The sequence below is a fragment of the Sphingomonas citri genome (assembly GCF_019429485.1).
Lineage (GTDB): Bacteria > Pseudomonadota > Alphaproteobacteria > Sphingomonadales > Sphingomonadaceae > Sphingomonas > Sphingomonas citri.
This window is the reverse complement of record NZ_JAHXZN010000001.1, coordinates 1337657-1361097: the sequence shown is the minus strand read 5'-3', so window position 1 is coordinate 1361097 and position 23441 is coordinate 1337657. Positions and strand designations below refer to the sequence as shown.

20 protein-coding genes are annotated in these 23441 nt (G+C 66.6%); 14 read left to right on the top strand and 6 right to left on the bottom strand.

Translation table 11 applies throughout. The annotated features are described in order from the left end of the window. Positions 1 to 6: 6 nt before the first annotated feature. From coxB to KZ820_RS06285, 10 genes are all read left to right on the top strand, one after another. Positions 7 to 990, top strand: a complete 984-nt coding sequence (coxB, locus tag KZ820_RS06330) for a cytochrome c oxidase subunit II (RefSeq protein ID WP_219747720.1) — start codon at positions 7 to 9, stop codon at positions 988 to 990. Continuing rightward, the gene (locus KZ820_RS06325) at positions 987 to 2876 is read left to right on the top strand and encodes a cbb3-type cytochrome c oxidase subunit I (protein WP_219747719.1); all 1890 of its coding nucleotides are present in this window, start codon (positions 987 to 989) and stop codon (positions 2874 to 2876) included. The genes coxB and KZ820_RS06325 overlap by 4 nt, the downstream gene beginning before the upstream one ends. Beyond that, positions 2873 to 3499 (top strand): cytochrome c oxidase subunit 3, encoded by a 627-nt coding sequence (locus KZ820_RS06320; protein WP_219747718.1) that lies wholly within the window; start codon positions 2873 to 2875, stop codon positions 3497 to 3499. The genes KZ820_RS06325 and KZ820_RS06320 overlap by 4 nt, the downstream gene beginning before the upstream one ends. Further along, the gene (locus KZ820_RS06315; RefSeq protein ID WP_219747717.1) at positions 3493 to 3807 is read left to right on the top strand and encodes a hypothetical protein; all 315 of its coding nucleotides are present in this window, start codon (positions 3493 to 3495) and stop codon (positions 3805 to 3807) included. The genes KZ820_RS06320 and KZ820_RS06315 overlap by 7 nt, the downstream gene beginning before the upstream one ends. Further along, positions 3795 to 4688 (top strand): cytochrome c oxidase assembly protein, encoded by an 894-nt coding sequence (locus KZ820_RS06310; RefSeq protein WP_219747716.1) that lies wholly within the window; start codon positions 3795 to 3797, stop codon positions 4686 to 4688. Before KZ820_RS06315 ends, KZ820_RS06310 begins: the two co-directional genes overlap by 13 nt. Continuing rightward, positions 4678 to 5088, top strand: coding sequence for a c-type cytochrome (locus KZ820_RS06305; protein WP_219747715.1), 411 nt, complete (start codon positions 4678 to 4680; stop codon positions 5086 to 5088). The genes KZ820_RS06310 and KZ820_RS06305 overlap by 11 nt, the downstream gene beginning before the upstream one ends. A gap of 137 nt (positions 5089 to 5225) precedes the next feature. Beyond that, complete coding sequence (locus KZ820_RS06300; protein WP_219747714.1) at positions 5226 to 5375, top strand: hypothetical protein; 150 nt, start codon at positions 5226 to 5228, stop codon at positions 5373 to 5375. A 1205-nt stretch (positions 5376 to 6580) separates the two neighbouring features. Next, positions 6581 to 7318 (top strand): porin family protein, encoded by a 738-nt coding sequence (locus KZ820_RS06295; RefSeq protein WP_373369001.1) that lies wholly within the window; start codon positions 6581 to 6583, stop codon positions 7316 to 7318. 146 nt (positions 7319 to 7464) lie between these two features. Beyond that, positions 7465 to 9396, top strand: a complete 1932-nt coding sequence (locus KZ820_RS06290; protein WP_219747713.1) for a S9 family peptidase — start codon at positions 7465 to 7467, stop codon at positions 9394 to 9396. A gap of 497 nt (positions 9397 to 9893) precedes the next feature. Next, on the top strand, positions 9894 to 11189 hold the full coding sequence (locus KZ820_RS06285; RefSeq protein ID WP_219747712.1) for a serine hydrolase domain-containing protein: 1296 nt from the start codon (positions 9894 to 9896) through the stop codon (positions 11187 to 11189). Between the two features lie 185 nt (positions 11190 to 11374). Here the strand turns inward: KZ820_RS06285 and KZ820_RS06280 are convergent, their stop codons facing one another. Next, a complete protein-coding gene (locus tag KZ820_RS06280; protein ID WP_219747711.1) occupies positions 11375 to 11782 on the bottom strand; it encodes a hypothetical protein in 408 nt (135 codons plus the stop codon). A 259-nt stretch (positions 11783 to 12041) separates the two neighbouring features. On the opposite strand from KZ820_RS06280, the gene KZ820_RS06275 reads away from it, so the two are divergent. Next, positions 12042 to 13847: a diguanylate cyclase gene (locus KZ820_RS06275; protein ID WP_308462141.1), complete on the top strand. Its 1806-nt coding sequence runs from the start codon at positions 12042 to 12044 to the stop codon at positions 13845 to 13847. A gap of 231 nt (positions 13848 to 14078) precedes the next feature. Here the strand turns inward: KZ820_RS06275 and KZ820_RS06270 are convergent, their stop codons facing one another. Continuing rightward, entirely contained in the window at positions 14079 to 14264 is a 186-nt protein-coding gene (locus tag KZ820_RS06270) for a hypothetical protein (protein WP_219747709.1), read from the bottom strand. A 93-nt stretch (positions 14265 to 14357) separates the two neighbouring features. Further along, the gene (locus KZ820_RS06265; protein WP_219747708.1) at positions 14358 to 14807 is read right to left on the bottom strand and encodes a response regulator; all 450 of its coding nucleotides are present in this window, start codon (positions 14805 to 14807) and stop codon (positions 14358 to 14360) included. A gap of 321 nt (positions 14808 to 15128) precedes the next feature. Here KZ820_RS06265 and KZ820_RS06260 point away from each other — a divergent pair, with 321 nt between their 5' ends. Continuing rightward, complete coding sequence (locus KZ820_RS06260) at positions 15129 to 15497, top strand: DDE-type integrase/transposase/recombinase (RefSeq protein WP_258047755.1); 369 nt, start codon at positions 15129 to 15131, stop codon at positions 15495 to 15497. Between the two features lie 100 nt (positions 15498 to 15597). Here the strand turns inward: KZ820_RS06260 and KZ820_RS06255 are convergent, their stop codons facing one another. After that, positions 15598 to 16413 (bottom strand): acid phosphatase, encoded by an 816-nt coding sequence (locus KZ820_RS06255; protein WP_219747706.1) that lies wholly within the window; start codon positions 16411 to 16413, stop codon positions 15598 to 15600. A gap of 244 nt (positions 16414 to 16657) precedes the next feature. On the opposite strand from KZ820_RS06255, the gene KZ820_RS06250 reads away from it, so the two are divergent. After that, the gene (locus KZ820_RS06250) at positions 16658 to 17179 is read left to right on the top strand and encodes an MgtC/SapB family protein (protein ID WP_258047754.1); all 522 of its coding nucleotides are present in this window, start codon (positions 16658 to 16660) and stop codon (positions 17177 to 17179) included. Positions 17180 to 17842: 663 nt separating this feature from the next. Here KZ820_RS06250 and KZ820_RS06245 read toward each other — a convergent pair. Together KZ820_RS06245 and KZ820_RS06240 are read right to left on the bottom strand one after the other, a co-directional pair. After that, positions 17843 to 18862, bottom strand: coding sequence for a histone deacetylase family protein (locus KZ820_RS06245; protein ID WP_219747705.1), 1020 nt, complete (start codon positions 18860 to 18862; stop codon positions 17843 to 17845). Further along, positions 18859 to 21027 carry a prolyl oligopeptidase family serine peptidase gene (locus KZ820_RS06240; protein WP_258047918.1) on the bottom strand — a complete coding sequence of 723 codons (2169 nt, stop codon included), beginning with the start codon at positions 21025 to 21027 and terminating at the stop codon, positions 18859 to 18861. The genes KZ820_RS06245 and KZ820_RS06240 overlap by 4 nt, the downstream gene beginning before the upstream one ends. A 183-nt stretch (positions 21028 to 21210) precedes the next feature. On the opposite strand from KZ820_RS06240, the gene KZ820_RS06235 reads away from it, so the two are divergent. Then, entirely contained in the window at positions 21211 to 23439 is a 2229-nt protein-coding gene (locus tag KZ820_RS06235; RefSeq protein WP_219747703.1) for a TonB-dependent receptor, read from the top strand. Positions 23440 to 23441: the final 2 nt, after the last annotated feature.

Genomic DNA, 23441 nt, shown 5'->3' with positions numbered 1-23441 from the left:
CGCGGCTTGCCCACCGCCGGCCTGCTGCTCGCCGGATGCGCGGGGCCGCAGAGCGCGCTCGATCCCGGCGGCGATCAGGCACACGCGCTGTTCTCGTTGTTCGGGCTGATGCTGTGGGTAAGCGGCGCGATCTACGCCGTCGTGCTGGCGGGGCTGGGGTGGGCGCTGTGGCGCGCGTGGCGTCGACGCGGCACCGACGCGCGCAGGGACGCGACGTTGGTCGGCGGCGTCGACGCCCGCCTGGACCGTACGCTGCCCGTCGTCGCCGGTGCCATCGTCCTCGGGCTCACCGTGCTGATCACCGGCAGCTTCTTCGCGGATCGCGCGCTGTTCGCGACGCGCGCCGCCCCGGCGCTCGAGGTGCGCGTCACCGGTCACCAATGGTGGTGGCGGGTCCAGTATCGCGACCGCGTGAGCGACGGCTGGATCGAGACCGCCAACGAGCTTCATCTGCCGCAGGGCGTTACGGTGCGGCTGGTGCTGAACTCTGCGGACGTGATCCACAGCTTCTGGGTGCCCAACGTGGCGGGCAAGCTCGACATGGTCCCGGGGCGAACCAACCGGCTCGACGTCACCGCGCGCCGCCCCGGCTGGTATCGCGGGCAATGCGCCGAATTCTGCGGCACACAGCACGCGCACATGGCGTTCGCGGTGAAGGTCGAGCCGCCCGCGGCGTTTCGCGCCTGGCTGGCCGCACAGGCGGCGCCTGCCGCTCCCGCCGAAGGCCGCGGCGCCGCGGCGTTCCAGGCGACCTGCGCCGCCTGCCACGCGATCCGCGGCGCCGGAGCGGCAGGGCGCGCCGGCCCCGACCTCACCCATGTCGCCGCGCGCCGCACCCTCGCCGCGGGCGCGCTGACGATGACGCGCGGCAATCTCCAGGGCTGGATCGCGCAGCCGAAGGCGATCAAGCCCGGCACGTCGATGCCCGCCATCCCGCTCACCCCCGCCGACGCCGACGCGGTGGCGACCTATCTGGCGACGCTACGATGATCCCCGACCTCGACCGCCGCGACCGGCTCTCGCTCACCTGGCGCGATCCGCCGGGCTGGTGGGGTTTCCTCACCACCGTGGATCACAAGCGGATCGCGGCGCGCTACATCGTCACTGCGCTGCTGCTGCTGTTCCTCGCCGGCCTGCTCGCCCTCGACATGCGCTGGCAGCTGTCCTGGGCCGAGAACGATCGGATGGGGCCGCAGCTCTACAACGAGAGCTTCTCGCTCCACGGCTCGACCATGCTGTTCCTGGTGTCGGTGCCGGCGATGGAGGCGATGGCGCTGTGGCTGGTGCCGCTGATGCTGGGGCAGCGCAACATGGCCTTCCCACGGCTCGGTGCCTTCAGCTACTGGCTGTATCTCGGCGGCGTGCTGACCTTGTGGGTGGCGCACGCGCTCGACGTCACACCGGACCTCGGCTGGTTCGAATATCCACCGCTATCGGGGCCGAACTACGCGCCCGGGCATCGCGCCGACATCTGGGCGCAGATGATCACCTTCACCGAGGTGGCGGCGCTGTGCGCCTCGGTCAACGTCGCCGCCACCATCCTGAAGATGCGGCCGCCGGGCATGACGCTGGCGCGCATGCCGGTGTTCCTCTGGGCGATGCTGGTGGCGTCGCTGATGACGATCCTGTCGATGCCCGCGATCATGCTGGTGACGAGCATGCTGATCGCCGATCGGCTCGTCTCGACGCACTTCTTCGCGCCTGCCGCCAACGGCGACGTGCTGCTGTTCCAGCACCTGTTCTGGTTCTTCGGCCATCCCGAGGTGTACATCATCTTCATCCCCGCGACCGGCTTCGTCTCGTCGATCGTCGAGACCTTTGCGCGACGGCGCCTCTTCGGCCACCACGTGCTGGTGCTCGCGATCCTGGCGATCGGCTGCCTCGCCTTCGGGCTATGGGTGCACCACATGTTCGCGGTCGGACTGCCACGGCTCGGCAACGACTTCTACACCGCGGCGAGCATGGCGATCGCGGTGCCCGCGGGGCTGCAGATCTTCTGCTGGATCGCGACGATGGCGACCGGGCGGACGTGGCTGGCGACGCCGATGCTGTGGGTGCTCGGCTTCGTCGCCACCTTCGTGCTCGGCGGGCTCTCCGGCGTGATGACCGCCTCGGCCGCGCTCGACCTCCAGCTGACCGACAGCTATTTCGTCGTCGCGCACTTCCACTACGTGCTGGTCGGCGGGGCGATGTTCCCGCTCTTCGGTGCCTTCTGCTACTGGTACCCCAAGGCGACCGGGCGGATGATGTCGGAGCGCTGGGGGCGGGTCGCGTTCGCGCTGATCGTCGGCGGGTTCAATCTCGGTTTCGCGCCGATGCACCTGCTCGGGCTGATGGGGATGCCGCGGCGCGTCTATACCTATCCCGCCGGGATGGGTTGGGAGGGCCTCAACCAGATCGCGACGCTGGGCAGCGCCATCGCGGTGGCGGGCGGACTGGTGTTCGTCGCCAACGCGCTGCTGAGCTACTGGCGCGGCGCGCCGGCGGGGGCCGATCCGTGGGGAGCGTCGACGCTCGAATGGGCGGGGGAGTCGCCGTCGCCGCCGTGGAACCTCGCCTACACGCCTGTAGTCGATAGCCTCACCCCGCTCTGGGACTCGCCGGTGTTGCGGGTGATGGACGGCGTCGCGATCGAGCGGCGCGAGGTGATCGTCACCTCCGTGGTCGATGCCGCGCCGCTGTACCGCCAGAAGAGCGCGGCACCGTCGATCTGGCCCGTCGTCGCAGCGCTGGCGGTGACGGCGATGTTCCTCGGCAGCATCTTCACGCCCTGGGCGATCGCGGCGGGCGCGCTGCCGATCGCGGCGGCGCTGACCGGCTGGTTCTGGCCGCAGCGCGGACGCGCCACGACCGGCCCGTTGCGGGTGCGATCATGAGCGTCGTGGCGCCGCGCGACGTGCAGGTCGTCGGCGATCTCTCCGGCCTGCCGGCGAGCGCGAGCGGCGTGCGCCACCTCGTCTGGTGGGGCAACATCGGCTTCATGCTGATCGAGGGCACCGGCTTCGCGCTCGCTGCCGCGGCCTATCTGTACCTGATGACTCAGCAGGCCCCCGCCTGGCCGCCGCCCGGCGCACGCCCCCCGGATCTGAGCTGGGGCCTGGTCTTCACGCTCGGACTGCTGCTGAGCGAGCTCCCCAACCTGTGGGTGCGCCGTCGCGCGCTCGCCAAGGACGCGCGGGGGGTGCGGGTCGGCGTGGCGGCGATGGCCGTGCTCGGCCTGCTGCTGCTGATCCCGCGCGGCTATGAGCTGGCGCATCTCAACACGCGCTGGGACAGCGACGCCTACGGCTCGGTGGTGTGGATGCTGATGGTGTTGCACACCAGCCATGTCGTCACCGACTGGGGTGACACCGCAGTGCAGGCGGCGTGGCTGTTCACCCACGAGATCGGCGACGACCAGTTCGCCGATGTCGAGGACAATGCCAATTACTGGACCTTCGTCGTGCTCACCTGGTTGCCGATCGGCGCAATCGTCTACGGGCTGGCGCGGCTATGGTAAGCGTGCGTGCGCGCGGCTGGACGGCGCTGGCAGTGCCGCCGCTCGCCTGGTTCGGCTTCGAGCAGGGCCTGTCCGCGCTGCTGCACGCGCGCTGCGACCTCGCCGGCTGGGGACTCGCCTGGGGCACGGTGAGCCTCGCCGTCTGTGCGCTCGCGGCGTCGCTCGCGCGGCCGCTGGCGCGACGCGGTGGCGACCTGCTCGCCGGCGCGTGGCTGGCGCGGCTGGCGCTGGTGCTCGCCGGCATCTTCGCGCTGGCGATCGCCTTTCAGACGCTCGCGATCCTGCTGTTGCCGGCATGCGTCGGCTGATCGGCCTGCTCCCGCTCGCGGCGCTGCTGCGCGCCGTGCCCGCCGCGGCCCATGCGACCGGCGCGCGCGACCATCACGCGCCGCCGGGCTGGACGCTCGACCCGTGGATCGTCGTGCCGCTGCTGCTCGCCGCGTGGCTGTTCGCGCGCGGGTGGCGCCGGCTGCACGCGCGCTCGGCGCAGGGCAGCGGCGCACTGCGTCGCCGCGGCCTGCTCTATGCCGCGGGGATGGGGGTGCTCGCCGCGGCGCTGGTGTCGCCGCTCCACGAGGCCGGGGAGCGCTCGTTCGCGGCGCATATGTTCGAGCATGAGCTGTTGATGCTGGTCGGTGCACCGCTGCTGGTACTGGCCGAGCCGATGGCGGTAATGCTCTGGGCCTTCCTGCCGGCGGGCCGGCGCGCCATCGCTTCGGGGGTGCCGATGATCGCCGCGCCCTGGCGGCGGCTCACCGGCGCGGTGACCGCGACGGCGCTCCAGGCCGCCGCTCTGTGGCTGTGGCACGCTCCCGTCCTGTTCGATCGCGCGCTGGCGAGCGAGGGTTGGCACGTGGCGCAGCATCTCTCCTTCCTCGTCACGGCGCTGCTGTTCTGGACCGCGATGCTGCACCGGCGCACACCGGCCGGCATGGCGGCGCTGTGTCTCGTCGCCACCGCGATCGTGTCGGGCGCGCTCGGCGCGCTGATGGCCTTCGCCACCAGCCCCTGGTACGCCGGCTATGCCAGCCTCGGCCTGGCGCCATTCGGTCTGACCCCGGCGGAGGACCAGCAGCTCGCGGGGCTGCTGATGTGGGTGCCGGGCGGGCTGGTCCATGCCGGCGCCGCGCTGGTGCTGATGCGGCGGCTGCTCGTCGGTGCGGGGACGGGAGCGCATCATGCCGGCTAGCCTCAAGTGGCTCGCCTTGCTGCTCGCGGCCAGCTTCCTGGCGGCGATGACGGCCGGCGCGGCGATGTACGCCGAGACGCGCGCGCGTACCCGCGTGATGGCGGAGCAGGTGAGCGGCGGCGGGACGGTCGCGGCGGGCCGCGCCGCGATCGCGCGCTATGGCTGCGGCAGCTGTCACGTCATTTCCGGCATCGCGGGCGCGAGCGGCTCGGTCGGCCCGTCACTGGCGAAGGTGGCGGTGCGGGTGACGATCGCCGGGCGCCTGCCGAACGACGCGGAGGCGATGATGCTGTGGCTACGCCATCCGCAGGCCGTCGCGCCGGGAAATGGCATGCCTGAGCAGGGCGTCACGAGAGGCGACGCGCGCGACATCACCGCCTACCTTTACACACTGAAGTGACTGGGTCTTGGTACCCGCTGGTTGGGCAGAGGGAGCGCTTAGACCGAGGATGAATGGCGCAGCTCATGAGGTGAGCAAGCGTTCCGGCCCACCTGACTGAGGTCGTTCAATAAGCGACCGCAAATGGATGAGGTGACGTGATCTTAGCGGGAAAGCACAGCGATGATCCCGAAACTTTTGGCCTCGGCGACGTCGCTCGGCGCTATGACGGCGAGGAGTTCGCGATCATCGCGCCTCGTGCGATAGCAGCGGCGCTGCTGCTTTGGACCGGCTTCACGCCGCGCTGACTTCTTTGCGGCCGCGTCAGGGCGCGCGTGCGTTGGGACCGATCAGCCTCTCGTTCGGTGTGGCGGAGTGTGGCGAAGCCCTGGGCCGGGACAACCCATCGCTGATCGCGAGTGCCGACGCGGCGCTCTACCGTGCGAGAGGTGAAGCGCGTGACCGAGCGATCGTGGCCGAGCGGCGGGTCGCTGACTTGCATCGGATCGTCGACCGTAGAGATCCATCGGACATTGCGACGAGCAAGGCAGATCGCGAGCTCGGCGCGACCGACTGGATCGCGGCATCCGTGAGTCACCGCACACGATTATGAAGCGCCCGCGGCGTCCCTGCCGCAAGTTTAAGCGATCGCAACGTGTGTTAAGCGCGGCCCATGCATCTTGGCAAAAACGGAGTCACCGGGCTGCGGTCAATCTGACGTGGGCGGCACGTTCGAGCGCGGCCAGCGTGCGTGCTCAGCAAGCTCGGCGTAGATGGCGGCACGCTCTAGCTGGTGACGCCTCTCTTCGTCCGTTCCAGCGTTCCTAGCAGCCGCAAGGGCTGCTTCGGCGAGCACTTCCCAGTCGTCATCGGACGTTCCGTCGACCATGTTTCGTTCCAACGCCGCTGTCGGACCAGAACGGCTCAACCTCGTTTACTGCGGTGCGGTACGTTAGCTGAAGGGCAGCCATACGTTTGGAGGAAGATTGCTCCGAAGCGGTGAAATGGTTCGCCTTAACGAACCTTGGCCACGCCTATCGGTCATCAAGTCACACGCGCGTCGGGTTGATCCACATCAATCTAATGTATCTCGGTTGATCCATAAGCCTTTCTAGCAGCTGTTCCGCATGGTTGCGTTCCTTATGACCCGGCAGCGGGTCGAGCACCAATCCTCTGGTTTCGTGAGGAAGCACGTGAACCGGAGAGCTCTGACCATCGGTTTGAAACGGGCCGCGCCGGATCTGCTTCAGCCGTTTAGACGCAATCGATGCTCTACAACGCGCAACATGCCAGACACACTCGAGCTATGCCATCGGGCCGCAAAGTTTTCGGTGAGCTGACAGCTTTCCCGCGACGTCGTCGACAGGGCAGGCGATAACAACGGGGACCGCTCGTGAACGCTCGTCCGGACCTCAAGCCCGAGACGTCGCGCAGCTTCACCGCGGGCATCGTGGTCGAGCCGGTGCACTGATTCAGCTTCACGGTCGACTTCTACATCGTGAGGAAGAAGGACGTGAACGTCGCGGGTCCGAACGCGGGCGCGGCGCGCGCCGCGAACTTTGCCGGACAGCCGCTGCCGGCGGGCTACACCGCCGCGATCGTCGACGCGCCGGATCCGCTGTTCCCGAACGCCCTGCCACGCGTGCTGGTCATCAACGGACCCTACGTGAACTCCGGCTACTTCAAGACCCAGGGCCTGGACTTCTCGGCGACGGTGCGGGCGCCGATCACGGGCGACATCCGCTTCTTCAGCCGTCTGGACGCCAACTACATCGACAAGTTCAACGTCGACTTCGGCAATGGCGTGGTGCGCCGGTACGTCGGTACGCTGGGACCGTACGAGTTGTCCTCGGGCGCAGGCACGCCGCGCTGGCGCGGCAACTGGCAGAACACGCTCGAGTTCGGCGCGTTCTCGGTGACGGCCACGGCGTACTACGTCTCGCGCATCAAGTCGGTCGCGGCGGACGAGGTCGACCCCGACGATGCCGGCAACATCGACCTGTCATGCGACCAGAACCTGTACGGCACCGGCGACGACGCCTGCTACATCAAGCGCTTCATCTACGCGGATCTGAACGCATCGGTGAAGGTCAACGACAGCTACACGTTCTTCGTCAACGTCAACAACGTTACCAATGCAAGGGCGCCGATTGCGCCCGCTTCCTACTTCGGAACCAACTACCAGCCGACCTGGCACTACGCAGGTGTGATCGGACGCGTTTTCAGAGCGGGCGCGAGCTTTGATTTCTAAGCGGCCGAGAGAGGATCGGTCGGCCAGTTGGGGAAGGCGAGGCCTTCATCGGGGTCTCCGGCCTTCCGAGCCTGGGCCGGTCAGATCCTATTGTAACTATCACGCGATCGACGCAGAAGCGATCTGCATGCTTTCGGAGTGCCTCCATGCCGCTTCCCGTCGATCCGCGAACCGCCGCTGGTCTGCGTGCGGGTTGCACCGCCGTCGCCTTGGCGCTCGTCAGCGTTCCAATATCTGCAGTCGGGCAGGCCGCGCCGATACGCCAGTTCGCCGCCGTGCAAATGGCGCCGAACGGCGACCGGGTCGTTGCGGTCGAGAACGTACGCAACGATCACTCCGCGGTGGTGGTCCGACGGGTGGAGGGTGGCGGCGTCGTCCGCATGATCGATCCATGTGCCGCGTGCACGTACGCTTCGCCGACCTTCTCGGCTGACGGACGGCTCGCCTTCCTTGCGCGCGACAAGGGAAGGGTGACGGTGGTGCTCGCCGATGGCGCGGGCGAACGGCAGGTGGCGGTCATCGACGGCATAGCCCAGACCTTACGCTTCTCTCCGGACGGTAAGCGGCTGGCCATGCTCGCCACCTACGGCGCGGCCAAGGAAGCTGGCGCGACGCAGGCGGGCATCCGTCAGGTCGGCGAGATCGGAGAGAAGAGCGACGAGCAGCGGATCGTGGTGGTCGATCTCGCCACCGGCGCGGTCCGCCCGCTGTCACCGGCCGAGCGCTACGTGTACGAGTATGACTGGGCGCCAGACGGCCGCACGTTGGTGGCAACCACAGCGATCGGCAATGGCGACAACAATTGGTGGGTAGCGACGCTCGACGCTGTCGATGCGGAGACCGGGACGGTGCGGCCCATCGCCAAGCCGAAGACGCAGATCAATATGCCTCGTGTCTCACCCGATGGACGCACCGTCGCCTACATCGGCGGACTGATGAGCGATTTTGGCCCGGTCGGCGGCGATGTGTGGACGGTGCCGCTCGCGGGCGGCGAGCCAACAAATCTGACAGCGGGTGCGAAGACCACCGTGACTTCGCTTCACTGGCCATCGTCGGGGCTGCTCGCAGCGCGTCTCACGGGCGACGCGGCGGAGGTCGCCACTGTCGCCGCCGACGGTAAGATGCGTGTTCGGTGGAGCCTCCCGGCGTCCTTCGTCGCGGGCGACGGTCGCGTCGCGGTCAGCGCCGACGGCCGGACGATTGCCACGTCGGTGCAGGATTTCGCCACAGCACCCGCGCTCTGGGCAGGGCCGATCTCGCGACCGAAGCGGATAACCCGAGACAATGACGAGGCGCCCGCCAACGTGGTCGCGCGCAGCGTCACCTGGAAAAATGAGGGCTTCGACGTTCAAGGCTGGTTGCTCGCGCCAACCAACGCCGGAAAGGCGGCGAAGGCGCCCATGGTGACGATCGTTCACGGCGGTCCCTCTGCGGCCTCTACCCCTAGCTACGTCACGCGCGAGAGCGGCCCAGGGGCTCTGCTCGCCGGCGGTTACTGGGTGTTCCTGCCCAATCCGCGCGGCAGTTACGGGCAGGGCGAGGCGTTCACCGCCGCCAATCGTCGTGATTTCGGCGGGGGCGACCTGCGCGATATCCTTGCGGGGATCGACGCCGTGGAAAAAATCGCCCCGATCGACGACGCGCGATTGGGGCTGACCGGTGGCAGCTACGGCGGCTTCATGTCGATGTGGGCGAACACGCAGACGAACCGCTTCAAGGCTATCGTCGCGGGGGCTGGGCTGTCCAACTGGATCAGCTACTACGGCACCAACGGCATCGATCAGTGGATGCTGCCGTTCTTCGGCGCGTCGATGTACGACGATCCCGCGGCGTACGCCCGCGTGTCCGCGATCACGGTCATCAAGCAGGCGAGGACGCCCACCTTCATCTACGTGGGCGAACGAGACATCGAGGTGCCGCCGACCCAGTCGATCGAGTACTGGCATGCGTTGAAGGACCTGGGCGTGTCGACCAGCCTCGTCATCTACCCCGACGAAGGACATGGTATTCGCGATCCCAAGAACGCTGCAGACGTACGCCAGCGATCAGTGGCTTGGTTTGATCGGTATCTAAGATAGGCCAGCGAGCCTGATACTGAGTGGTGGCGCAATTTTGTTTTCGGGATAAACGAATGCCCGGACTCGGTGCTGCCTAGATCGGTGTCGAACAATCGCGAATGGGTCCTCGCCACGAGCGCGGAGCGGGCCGAGCTCACCCAGTGTCGGCCATTGGCCAACCTGCGCTACCACAAAGTTGGGCACTTCTAGAATGTAGAAGCTGCTGAACAGCTAGTGCCAAACCGCAAGCGCGATAGCGAAGATCAAGTGTCACGCTTGCCCATTGATCACGCATGTTGCGGTCATGAAATACGTGCGTAAGGTGGGTCACTCTCCTCGTCTCGTGCAGGTGACACATGCTTCCGATCGCTCTTGCAATGTCGCTTGTCGCTTCCGATCCGAGCTCGCCGTCATCGTACGCCTTTAGGTGCCAACGGGCACCTGCAACGACTGCGTCAAAGTCTCGCCCAGCGAGTGCGGTAGTCAGCTTAGCTGAGCAATGGTTTAGAGCCATAAACATGGCGAGTGATGCCGAGTACATCCGCTTCATCAAAGAGCGAGGTCCCATCCTGCGAGATGGTGCGAGGCAGTGGCTTGAACTACGAAGCAATCTTCGAGAAATTCAGTTTTGTGGATTTAAATCCCTAGATCAGAAACATGTAGATCTTTGGATCTTCGATCCCGAATACGACTCCTTCGGCGTTGCAAGGTTCAAATTAGGAGAAAAGTATGGGGACAAGATAGAATTCATCTTCACACGGCTAAGCGACGAGCATCCAGCCGGTACCCCGCAGCCGCCGAGGCTAAGTCAATCAATGCTGGTCAAGGCTGTTCGGCAGCGTGCGGCGGACAGGGCTGCGAAGGATCGGTTCTCCGGCGCTATCCTGCTTGCGCGCAACGGGCGGCTGCTTTTTCAAGAAGCGTATGGCCTCGCGGATCGTGCGGCTGGCACCCCAAACCGCCTCGATACACAATTTCGTTTCGGCTCGATGGGTAAGATGCTCACGGCTGTAGGCGTCATGCAGCTGGTCGAGGCAGGTAGGGTCGACTTGGCCGCACCCATCGGAACATACCTGACCGATTACCCGAACCTAGATACGGCAACGAAGGTCACTGTCGCGCAGCTTCTTTCTCACACCGGAGGAACTGGCGATATCTTCGGGCCTGAATTCGAGGCGAACAAAGCCTCTTTGCGCGACACTTCGGATTACGTCAGTTTGTATGGATCACGTGCCCCGGAATTTTCTCCTGGTAGTCGGTCGTCTTACAGTAACTACGGCTTCATTCTGCTCGGTCGCATCATAGAGAAGGTGTCCGGGTTGAGCTACAATGAGTATATCCAACGTAGCATACTCCGCCCTGTAGGTATGACCTCTACTGGTAATCAGCCAGAGAGCATCGTTCTTCCTCGGCGAGCCGTCAGTTATATGGGATCTGGCGCACGCCTTAAGCGAGCAGACGAGACACTGCCGCTCGGGGGCACGTCCGCGGGTGGCGATTATTCCACAGTGGGTGACTTCCAACGCTTCGTGGCAGGCCTTACGTCCAATCGTCTACTGCGGCGTGAGACCCTCGCAAAGCTCGTCGAGGGCGGGGTGCAAACGGAGGACGGACAGCTCGCGCGCTTCGACTTTGGCGGATCGATGCCCGGCGCTGGTCGGTACATCGGACATGGCGGCGGAGCGCCGGGCATGAGCGGCCTGCTGCTTCATTCTCTAGATAACGGCTATACCGTCATTGTTTTGGCAAACCGAGATCCTGGCACCGCTGAAAGCATCGCGCTGTTCGCAGCCCATAGACTTCCTGCTCGCTAAAAGGTCGCCTTTTTACCGCTTCTGGTTCTTAGCTAGGCACAAGGCCGTCCGCCCATGCCGGCAGCACCACTCGCGACTGGGCCGCAGGGGTGGCTGGAAAAGCGCTCGATGCCATCGCGCTGCCCGGACAGCGTCCGATCATGGTCGTCACCACCGAGGTCGGGAGCCGCTGACACTCCGGTCAGTCAAAGGTAAACATGTTCAAGGTGCCTGCTGACGAGAGCCTGCTCGTCAGCCATCTGCTGCTCCATCATGCGCCAGATCGCGGCGGCTGCGGCCCGGTAGCCCGACCAGTCAGCAGCAATGGTCACATCTGTCCATTTGGCTACGTGCTGATCCGACACCAAGCGATTGGCAGCAAATGAGTTCTGTAGGGCCAGCATATCTCGCGCAGAGGCATAGTTCGCCCCCACCAACAGCCGAGGAACAACCACCTGGTTGATAAAGCGGCTGCGTTCGATGCTGACTTGTCCGAGCGCGGCCCGTGCGCGGGGCAACACGATGGTATCCGGAGCATCGTCCCGGCACAAACGTCTAATCTCGTCGAGCCCCATCGCGATCCGACGATGATAGCCGCTCAACGTCCGCAGCATGTTGCCATATAATCCCCTCCCTGCCGAACTGACCTAGATCAGCATGCCGGCACTCGGCAAGCTGCAGACGGTGACAACGTCATCGTCAGTGGCGTTAGAAGCGGCATGCCAGGCGTCGGAACGAAGGCGGGGATGGCTGAGCTCACGCGCTTGAGCCAGCGCTTGATCTTAACGTGTCAGAAACCATGGCCGCCCTACCGCCCCCAACGTAGCAACTTGATTTGGATCATTCGCCGTGCTCCCCTCGTTGATCTCGCGCGTGACCGTTCTTGGAGTCATCGTCGGTGCCGCTTTAGCCGGTCTTATCGCGCTGCTGCTGCAATCGTCGCTCGAGACGCGCGAGAGCTTCGCATGGGTCACTCATTCCCAACAGGTGATCGTCGGCCTCGACGAAGCGCTCGCCGAGCTGCGCGAGGCGGAATCAGGCCAGCGCGGCTTCTTGTTGACGCAGGACGTCCGCTTCGTCGCGACGGTCGACCAGCGGCTCGCAGACGCCGCCCGCCAGTTCGGCCGGCTCGAACGGCTCACCGCGGATAATCCACTCCAGCACGAGCGCGCCGTCGCGCTTAAAGACGCGGTCGCGCGGCGGATCACTGTGCTGCGCACGCCCTTGCTGCTGGGCCGCCGGGGTGATTTTACAGCAGCAACGCGGATCGTCGCCGCAGGACAAGGGCGCGAGCTGATGGCCGAGGTCGATCGGCGCGCAAGTCTCCTGCTACAGCCCGAGCGTGACCTGCTGGCACAACGCGCTGCGGACGCTGAGGCGCGCCTCGGCGGCACCAAGCGCGCCGTGATAGTTGGTGGACCGCTCGTCGCGGTGCTGCTCGCCCTTCTGGTCGGCACCGTGGCATTCGGCGTGCGGCGGCCCCTCCGTCGTGTTCTTGATGCCATGGAGGCGCTGGGCGAAGGGGAGGGGGACAGCAGGCTCGATACGCGCACCGGTTCGCTCGAGTTCGATCGCCTTGCCGCCGGTTATAACCGCATGGCGGAGCGGCTCAGCGAGGCACTTTGCGAGCAACGTGCCACCGATTTACGACTGCAGGCGGCCAACGCCGACCTGCTCGCGCAGCGTGGCGCTCTGGAGACACGTGGACACGTGATCGCGAAACTCGGTGACATGGCGCATCGGCTTCAGGCGGCGCGCACCGATGCCGAGTTGGCGCAAATCATCGACTGTTTCGTGCCGCAGGTGCTGCCAGGAGTGGCGGGCGCGCTTTACGCTCACAACAACTCCCGCAATCTGTTGGTACGGCTTGCCGGCTGGGGTGAGGGCGAGATGCTGCCAGAGAGCTTCGGTCCGGACGAGTGCTGGGCGCTTCGTCTCGGTCAGGGTCATGTCGTGCTCGGCGACAGTGAGGAGGTGGGCTGTCGTCACGCTGCGGACGATGCCGGCGCCTACCGCTGCGAGCCGCTGCTCGCCGGTGGCGAGGTCATCGGGTTGCTCTATCTCCAGGGTGTCGTCGGCGTCGAGGAAGCGTTCCGGCTCAACGCGCTCGGCGAAAACATCGCCTCCGCTCTCGTCAATCATCGGCTTCAGCGCGATCTCAGGGAGCAGACCGTCCGCGACGCGCTCACCGGATTGAACAACCGCCGCTACATGGAGGAAGCCCTTCAGCTTGAGATCGCGCGCGCGGCCCGCGCCGGGACGCCGCTCGCCTTTGTCATGTGCGACGTCGATCACTTCAAGCGCTTCAACGATGAGTTCGGCCACGACGCCGGCGACGCCGTGCTAAAGCTTGTCGGCGCCGCGTTGCGGGAGCATTTTCGCGACGGCGACGTCGCTTGCCGCTACGGCGGCGAAGAGTTCGCGATCATCGCGCCTGGCGCGACGGCAGCGGCGCTGCTGCCTAGGATCGACCGGCTTCGCGCCGCGCTGACTTCTTTGCGGCCGCGTCAGGGCGCGCGTGCGTTGGGACCCATCAGCCTCTCGTTCGGTGTGGCGGAGTGGGGCGAAGCCTTGGGCCGGGACAACCCACCGCTGATCGCGAGTGCCGACGCGGCGCTCTATCGCGCGAAGCGGGAAGGGCGTGACCGAGCGATCGTGGCCGAGCGTCTCGCCGCCTGAGACGTACCGGATCGTCGCCGGTAACAGATCCATAGAACTTTCCTGAGGCCAGGCAGATCGCCATCAAGCCCGCGCGAGTGCCTCGATCGCAGACCTGAAAAGCCGATCGAAGATGGAGGCAATTGGGACATCATCAGGGGCCGCTGTTGGGTCAGGCAGCGCGGAGTATCTCTGTGACGCGGTTAAGCGCGCTTACGCGATTGTACGCCGTGTTACCTCCTTTTGGGCGTGCTACGTAGTGCGCTCAGTCTCTTGCGACGCAGGCGCCATAAGCGCGTCGATGACCTGCTGCCATCGCTCTCGAACGATGCCATCTGCCTGATCGCGCTGGCTTTCCGCCACTTCGATCGCTCGGGAGCCGAACGTATCAAGAAACGCAGCACTGAACGCTTCCACTAGGTTCGGCTTGTCGGTCATGTGATTGGCCTTCGTCGCTTGGGCATCAGCGCCGAGTAGCATCCATCTTCTGACAAAAGCGCTACCTGCTTGCGCCGAAATCGACGCAGCGACTTAGCCGAGCGTCGAAGGGAGCAGTGCCCGAACCTGCGCAGCCAGGCTAATCGGGTCGAACGGCTTCGCGATGGTGCCCACCGCGCCTGCCGCCGTATACCGCTCGACATCGGAGGATCGCACCGCCGCTGTGAGAAACGCGATTGGAGGTGCATCCTCCATATTAACCTTAATAGATTGCAAGAGAGCCACTCCCTCCATGTCAGGGAGGTTGTTGTCGATCAGTATAATATCCGGTCTCGGTGAATGTTCGAGGTGTTGAAGAGCGTCCGAGCCGGTCCGCATGGCTGTGACTGTAAAGTTTGGATCTAGGTGCAATGCCATGATCGCTATGGCGCTTATGTCAGGATCATCCTCAATCAGCAGGATGAACGCAGCTTCGCCAGCCACGGGCGCTTCTCCTTGTGACTTATGATGCACATCAAGGCCGAGATTGGGGTTCGAGGTCAAAGAAAAATGCCTTCACCTATGTTGGGTGCAGCGGCGCGCAATCGTTCACACGCCTCAGCCTGCACAACGCGAAGATCGTTGACGCGAGCGAGCGACCGCATCAGCTCTGCGTCGTGGTCTGCGACGCCTTCAGCGAGGCGACGACATCGCTCAGCATCCTGGCGGTATCCAGCCGCCGAGCAAGGTAGGCAGGGAAGCATGGCCATCCCGCCAAGCTAGCGCGTCTCGGTTCGAGCCGCCTTCAACTGTGATTTTGACCTCGATCGACATGTCTGGTCACACCCCTCGGCCTGGCCAAAGGTACGAGGCGTCAGCATCGACTTGCTTATCTGCCAAACCAGGGCAGCGCTCGCACGTATGAAGAAGGCGCTCAAACGCCATGGCTCGCCTGAGGCGATCACCACCGATGGTCTGCGCTCCAACGGTGCGCCGCTGAAGGAGCTTAGCAGCCGCGAGAAGCAGGAGGTGGGTCGCTGGGCGAACAACCGCGTCGAGAACTCGCACCTGCCGTTCCGACGACGAGAACGAGCGATGCTGCGGTTTCGACGAATGCGAACGCCACAGAAGTTCGCCTCGGTTCACGCCACCGTCCATGCCCCCTTCCACCACGAACGCCATCTCGTCGACAGGCAGGCCTACAAGAAGGGCCGCTCCGAGGCGCTGGCCGAGTGGAAGGCGCTCGTCAGCTGATCCGACGTGGGCCGAAGGCGACCTATATCGTGTAGAGACGATGTCGCATAAAATTGACAGCACCCTCAGATACGCCCTGCAGATCCAGCCGCAAAGGAGCTCAATGGTCGCGACCGAGATTGGGCATGACATGCTGTGCGAGAAGCGCAGCCTCCGTCTCACATCCCTGCGGCTGCGGACCGCTCGCGCGCAATGCGGCGAGCTCGGCACGCGCTGCGGACAGGTCGGCCTGATAGGCCGTCTTGGTGGCCACGAGCGCCATCGTGGCCGAGGCGGACAGCATGCCGCCCTCGACCGCGCTCTCGTTGTGTGCGCCGCAGATGAAGCGACTGTCGCCATAAGCACGCCCGCGCTCCAGGATCTGCTGCGCCCGATCGGGTGCCAGCGCGGCGAGCACCAGCGCATGGGTCCACCCGTAGGTCGTATGCCCCGATGGATAGTCGTAGCTGACCCGGTGCGCCTTCTCGTCGTACAGCTCGGCCGGCGCCTGGCAGATGCGTCCCTTGTCGATCGTGTATGGTCGATTGCGCTGGTAGAACTCCTTCGCGCGCGATGTCTGCGCCCCAGTGTCCCGCGCGGCGCGTGCGATCACGTTCGCGACGTGAGGGGCGCTCTCCGGGGTCAACACCACGCCGACGGAGCAGCTGAAATCACGCAGGAGCGCGCGCGCGTTGATCTCGGCGTCGTTGGTGGCGAGCTGCCACCGCGGCGTGCCCACCAGCGCGCGCGTCGCCTTGAAGATCTTGCGATCGGTCTCGTAGCGAGGATCGCCCTTCCGGGGCGCCGGCTCGATCACGTGAGTGACATCGAACTCGCCTGGCGCCAAGTACCCGGACGGCCGATCGGCGCCGAAGGCGACCGCCCCGACGCCAAGCGCCAGCGCGGACAGACACGATGCTTTGAGCCAAAGGCGCATGCTGATCTCCCGGTGCAGGCTGCCTTGTGTCGGCGCTGCGATGATGGGTCAACCTTGTTGACCTTGCACCGGAACGCAGCGGGGCCTCGACGCTTTACGCTGATGTGATCTCGCATGTGGGTATCGCTATACGGTTGTTGGCAGAAGCAGCGCTGGGAAGCTTCGTCGGCTTCGAGCGCGAGCCTCTGCTCTGGTCGGCTGGCATACGGACGCACATGTTGGTCGCCCTGGGGCGGCACGGCTCATGATCGTCTCGGCTCACGGGTTCGAGGTTGCCAAGCGGATGGCCCACCTGATGCTTGGTCCCTCACGGATCGCTGCGCAGGTCGTCTCAGGCGTGGGGTTCCTCGGTGCCGGGTCGATCCTGCATCGCGGCAACACCGTGCGAGGCATGATCACGGCCGCCAGCATCTGGGCGGTAGCCGCGCTTGGCCTCGCCGCAGGAGCCGGCCTCTACGCTGCTGCCGCGATAGCCACCGTCATCATCCTCGTCATCCTTGCCGGCCTCAAGCCGCTCGAGGAAGTTTATCGAGCGCGTGTCCAAAGCTGCGTGATCCGCGCCGTCGCCGAGCGCGGCGCGCTGTCCGAGAAGCAGATCAGGAAGCTGTTGCGCGTGAGAGGCGGGCAGGTCCGCAGGATGCTGGTCACGCCGGTCCAAACTGATCAGGCAGCGTGGACGCTGCACCTGACGCGAGTGTCTCAGGCGGACCTACGCGTTGGGGGGGGCGCCTGCGGATGGTTCCAGGTGTCCAGTCCCTTGAGGTAAGCCGCAAAGGACGATCGAGTGATGAAGAGGCGAACGGCTCGAGCGTCGACGGCTGAGACGGCGCTCCCAGCCTCATAGACCGTCGCCATCGCACCGGAGCGAGAGTATGTCGAATGCTGCGGCCTATGGGAGCGTTCGATCTCGAACGGACGCGCCGCTCCCCTTGGTAAGGGGAGCGGTCAGCCGATGATCAGAGCGTGGTAAGCACAACACCAACCACCAGCGCTTGCGCCGCGATCGCCAGCGCGGTGCTGGCGGCGGTCTCAAACATACGCATGGGTAGTCTCCGTGGCCGACATACCGGCCGAGCGCCCATTTAGGAATGTTTCCCAGATGCGCAACAATCTGTCTCTGCAATCATGATTGCACAAGGTGCAACGATGCGGTTTGAGAGGGTCAAGAGCGGCCGCTCTCAAGGGCCCGTGACACTCGCTGATACATCTGTCTAAGATATCCCGCCTCGCCATCTCTGTGTGGCACGATCCGCGAGCCTGCGCCGCGGCCACGCGGAAGAGGTCCATCTCGAGTCGTGTTCGGCCGACCCCGATCAGCTCCAGATCGCGGGTTTGGTCCAGCACGCCATGGGGGCCGAGAATGAACTGCGCCGCGGTCGCGCCTGAACGGCTGCTTAGGGGTCTTTGGCATCATATTGATGGTTGCCGCTTACTCTCCGCCGTGCAGCCCGGCGACGAACGCCGCGACATTGTCTCCCAGCGCGGCAGTGGCATAGCCGCCTTCCATCACCGTCACGATCGCCAGTCCGCTCGCCGCGAGCCGTGCGGCCAGTGCGGTGAAATCGTCGCGCGCGAAGGTGAAGTAGGAGATCGGGTCGCCCGCGTAGAGATCCGCGCCCAGCGACAGCACCAGCAGCCGAGTGCCGTAGCGTGCGATCGCCTCGAGGGCGCGGTCCAGCGCGGGTTCGTAGCTCGTCCAGCCGGTGCCACGCGGCAGCGGCAGGTTGAGCGTCGCACCGCGGCCCGCGCCCGCGCCGATCTCGTCGGCATGGCCCCAGTAGAAGGGATAGTCGGTCACTGGATCGGCGTGGATCGAGACGAACAGCATCTCGCCGTCGGCGTAGAAGATGTCCTGCGTGCCGTTGCCGTGGTGATAGTCGACGTCGAGGATCGCGACCGGGCCGAGCCCGCGGCGCCGCGCCTCGGCCGCCACGATCGCGGCGTTGTTGAGGTAGCAATAGCCGCCGAGATAGTCGCGCCCGGCATGGTGACCGGGCGGGCGGCACAGCGCGAAGGCCCGCCGCGTCGCCCCCGCGGCGACCTCGTCGAGCGCGGTCAGCGCGGTCTGCGCCGACCAATAGGCCGCCTCCCACGTGCCTGCCGCGATCGGCGTCCCCGCGTCGTAGCTGTAGCGCCCGAGACGCGCGTCGATCCGCGTCAGGTCGAGCGCGCGCCGTCCGACCACTGGCCAAGTATAGCCGATCGCGTCGCCCTGCCGCCCCGCGGCGATCCAGTCGCTGTGCGCGACGCGGAGGAAGGCGAGATAATCGGGGTCGTGCACCGCCGCGAGCGGCGTCATGCCGAGGTCGCGCGCACACGTCGTGGCGCCGAGCGCCGCCACGATCGACTCCGCGCGCGCGGGGCATTCGTTGTAGGCGATCCAGTCGCCGTTGTGCAGCTCGCGCACGGGGGCGTGCGCCAGCTGGCGCGGGTCGAACACGATCGTCACGCGAAGCTCCCGTCGACGCAGCCCTGCGCGAAGGCGTAGAGCCGCGCCATCTTGTGGTTGACCGAGTCACGCCCGGCGCTGCCCTGGTGGCCCGCGGCAAGGTCGGTGAGCAGCAGCGCGGGCGCGCGCGCGGTCGAGGCGGCGCGGACAGCGGCGACCAGCTTGGCCGGCTCCCAGTAACCGACGCGATCGTCCTTGAGCCCGGCGGTGGTGAACAGCGGCGGGTAGGGCGCCGGCCGTACATTCTCATAGGGCGAGGTGCCCAGCATGTAGTCATAGTCGGCCGCGTTCGACAGCGGATCGCCCCAGTCCGGGCGGAACAGCGGCACCAGCGGATGATCCGCGTCGCTCATCGTGTTGAGCATGTCGACGAAGGGCACGGTCGCGATCACCCCCGCCCAGAGCGCCGGCGCCAGGTTCATCGCGCCCCCCACCAGCAGCCCGCCCGCGGACAGGCCGTAGGACACGATCCGGTCGCGCGCCGCATGGCCGGTCGCGGCGAGATGCTGCGCGCAGGCGATGAAGTCGGTGAAGCTGTTGCGCTTGTGGTGGCGACGCCCGTCGAGGAACCAGCGCCGGCCCTTCTCGGCGCCGCCGCGCACGTGCGCGATCGCGTAGGTCCAGCCCTGCTCCACCAGGACGGTGGGCGCGACGTCGAACAGCGCCTCGCTCGACACGCCGTAGGCGCCATAGCCGTAGAGCAGCAGCGGGGAACGCCCATCCGCGCGCGCGCCGCGGCGAGTCAGCACGGTGATCGGCACGCGGTCGCCGTCAGGCGCGGTGGCGTAGAGCCGGCGCACGGTGAAGCGTGCCGGGTCGTAGCCGGCGAACCGCTGCGTCGCGATCGTCGTCACGCGCGCGCTCGCGAGATCGACCGCGACCCAGCGCGGCGGCGCGGCGGGGGTCTCGATCGTGGCGCGACAGGTCGGTGCGGCATAATCCTGCTCGCCCGGCACTGTCAGCGCATAGGCGTCGCCGGCGAAGGCGACCTCGCGCGCGGTGCCGCCGGGGGCGAGCAGCATCAGCCGCGGCAAGGTGTCGCGGCGCTCGACCCAGGCCAGCGTGCGCCGGAACGGCACCAGCTGGAGGATCTGCGTGCCGGCGCGGTGCGGCACCAGCGTTTTCGTCTCGGCGAAGCTGCGGCGATCCAGCCGGGCGACGCGTCCGTCGATCGCCTGCTCGTCCTCGATCAGCGCGATCAGCGCGCCGTCCCATTCATCGATCGTGTAGCGACGCCCGGGCGCGCGCGGGCGGACCAGCGCGGGGGCGCGCTCCTCCGCCTCGGCGGCGACGAGCCGCACCTCGCTCGTGTCCGGGCCCGAGAGCGTGATCGCGACGAAACCGTCCGCCGCGGTGCGCGCGATCGCCATGAAGATCGCGGGGTCGTGCTCCTCGTAGACCAGCACGCGCTCGCCGCCGGTCACCGGCGTGCGATACACCCGCGTCGGCCGGTTGCGCGCGTCGCGCCAGATCCAGAACAGCCACCGCGACGAGGGCGAGAACACCAGCCCGCCATAGCCATAAGCGTCGGTGTCGACGACGACGCGCACCGCGCCGCTGGCGAGGTCGCGCACGCACAGCCGATGCCGGTCGTTGCCGCCGACGTCCTCCGCCCAGGCGTATAGGCGCCCGTCCGGGCTGACCTGCTGCCCGGTGGTGCGGTAATAGGCTTGGCCGTGCGCGCGCTCGTTCTCGTCGAGCAGCAGCTCGATGTTCCCGGTGTCGGTGCGGCGGCGGGTGTAGCGCGGGTGCGCGCCCGCGGCCTCGTCGACGCTGTAGGTCCAGCCGCCGCGCGTCACGTCGGGCGCGCCGCCGCCCAGCGGCGCGCGCGCGTCGAGCGCGGCGAGGAAGCGGCGCTCCGCGGTGGCGACGCGGTCGAGCACGGCGCCGGCATAAGCGTTCTCGGCGAGCAGATGATCGCGGATCGCGGACGGCATCGTCGCGATGTCGCGCTGCCCTTGAGGCGGGACGTATTTGAGCCAGGCATAGGGATCGTCGCGCGTCCGCCCGAGCTGGTGACGCAGCAGCGGTACGCGCGGCGTGACCGGCGGCGTCGGCAGAGCGGCGCCCGCGCGCGCCGGCCCCTCCGTCGCGACGAGCAACGCCGTCGCACCCGCGCCGACGAGGAAGCGCCGGCGCGCGCGATCGGTCAGGGGGGAGGGCATGACGGTCAAGGGTCCTCGCGCTGCGTCGTCGCCGACGCTAGGGCCAGGCCGGCGCGTGCCGCAATCGCGCCCGCGCAAATGGCCCGATCGCGACGGCGATCGGCCCTGTCCGCGCGGCCACGCCGCAAGAAACGGCGTCAACTATGATCTTCGACAGCAATGTTGAGAAGAACGGGGGCGGCGATGCGCACGATCGTTTCACAACTCGCGGGGGCGAGTATCCTGGCAGCGGCGGCGATGACGCTCGCGAGCACCACCGCGGCGGCGCAGGCAGCGCCCACTGCGGCGAGCGCGGACGCCGACGCGGGCAGCGAGCGCGAGATCGTGGTCACCGCGACCAAGCGCGACGAGGCCGCGAGCGACGTCGCCGGCTCGGTCTCGGCGGTGACCCAGGAGAATCTGCAACGGCTCAACGCGCAGAGCCTGTCGGATTATATCACGCGCGTGCCGGGCGTGGTCTTCAACGACTATCAGCCGGGCGTCTCCGAGGTGGTGATCCGCGGCGTCGCCTCGACCACCTATCACGAGGCCAACCAGGCGACGACGGGTTATTACATCAATCAGATCCCGCTGGTCGAGCCGGGTTTCCCGCTCGTCATCCCCGATATCGACGCGTTCGACGTGAAGCAGGTTGAGGTGCTGCGCGGGCCGCAGGGCACGCTGTTCGGCTCCTCCTCGCTGGGCGGCGCGGTCAATTATGTCGTCAACGAGGCCGACCCCACCCGGCTCGACGCCGGCGCCGAGGGGATCGTATCGAGCACGCGGCGCGCAGGCGAGGCGAGCTACGCCGCCAAGGCGATGGTCAACGTCCCGCTGGTCGACGACAAATTGGCGGTGCGGCTGGTGGCGTTGCAGCGCTACGACGCGGGCTATCTCGACAACGTCGGCACCGGCGAGAAGGGCAGCAACGACCTGCGCGTGCGCGGGCTGCGCGGCTCGGTGATATGGCAGCCGGGCGCGACCACCAAGCTCGCCGCACTCGCGATGTACCAGGAATATGACCTCGACGACCAGACCTACGTGCTGTTCGGCGACAACCCGAAGACGTTCGAGCGGAACACCAACGTCGACGAATACCAGGACACCGAGATCCAGCTGTACAGCCTGCGGCTCGACCAGGAGCTCGGCTTCGCCAACTTCACCGCGATCGGCAGCTACACGCAGAAGAAGGCGGATCTGGCGTTCGACGATTCCATCTTCCTCGGCATCGACGCGCGCACCGGCACGCCGCAGCTCTCCAGCTCGACCGGCAAGTCCACTAACTATTATGGCGAGATGCGGCTGGCTTCGAGCGGCACCGGGCCGTTCACCTGGCTGATCGGCGCCAATTACACCAAGCTGCGGTCCGACTCGACCGACGGCGCGCGGCTCGACGGCATCGCCGATTATATCGACGCCAACCCTGCCGACTTCGACGGCCAGCCCAGCAGCGTGATCGCGCCGGGAGACCTGCTGCGGCGCACCGTCAGCACCAACCGCGTGCGCGAGATCGCCGCCTTCGGCGAACTGGCCTACACCTTCTTCGACCAGGTGACACTGACGCTCGGCGGCCGCGTCTTCCAATATGAGTCGCGGCCGCGCTTGCAGTTCCTGCCGAACGCAGCGCTGATCGCGCCGTTCGACTATCAGCCCGGCTCGCAGAAACAGTCGGGCTTCGTCCCCAAGGTGTCGCTCGCCTACAAGCCGAGTGACCGCTTCACGCTCTACGGCCTGTATTCCGAGGGTTTCCGCATCGGCGGCGTCAACGTCTACAGCGCCGCCTCGGGCACGCCGCTGACGTTCGGCAGCGACAGCACGCAGAACTACGAGGTCGGCGCCAAGTTCGAGCTGGTGCCGGGCGCGATGTCGTTCGACATCGCCGCCTTCCACATCAAGTGGAACGACATCCAGTCGCGGCTGTTCACGCCCGTCACCTTCGATGCCTATACCGTCAACGGCGGCGGGGCCAAGATCGACGGCGTCGAGCTGTCGCTGGTCTTCCGTCCGACCGCCAACCTGACCTACAGCGCCAACGTCACCTACAATGACGCGCGGCTGTCCGGGCTGCTGCCCGACAGCAATGCGGCGGGCGGCGGCTATGCCGCGGGCACGCAGCTGCCCGGCGCGTCGGACTGGATCATCGCCAACCAGCTCGACTGGGAGCTGCGGAGCTCGCCGCTGCGGCCGCGCATCGGCATTGCGCACCGCTATCTATCGGCGGCCCCGGTCGCCTTCGGCGCGACGCTGCAGAAGGGGGACTATAGCCTGGTCGACCTCAACGCCGCGATCCGGCTCGGCGACGGCATCGAGGCCGGCGTGTTCGCCAAGAACCTGTTCGACACCTATGGCATCCTCAACGCCCCCTTCTCCTTCGCCGGCAGCGTGACGCGGCCCCGGACAATTGGCGCCAACCTGCGCTTCGCGCTGCGGTGAGG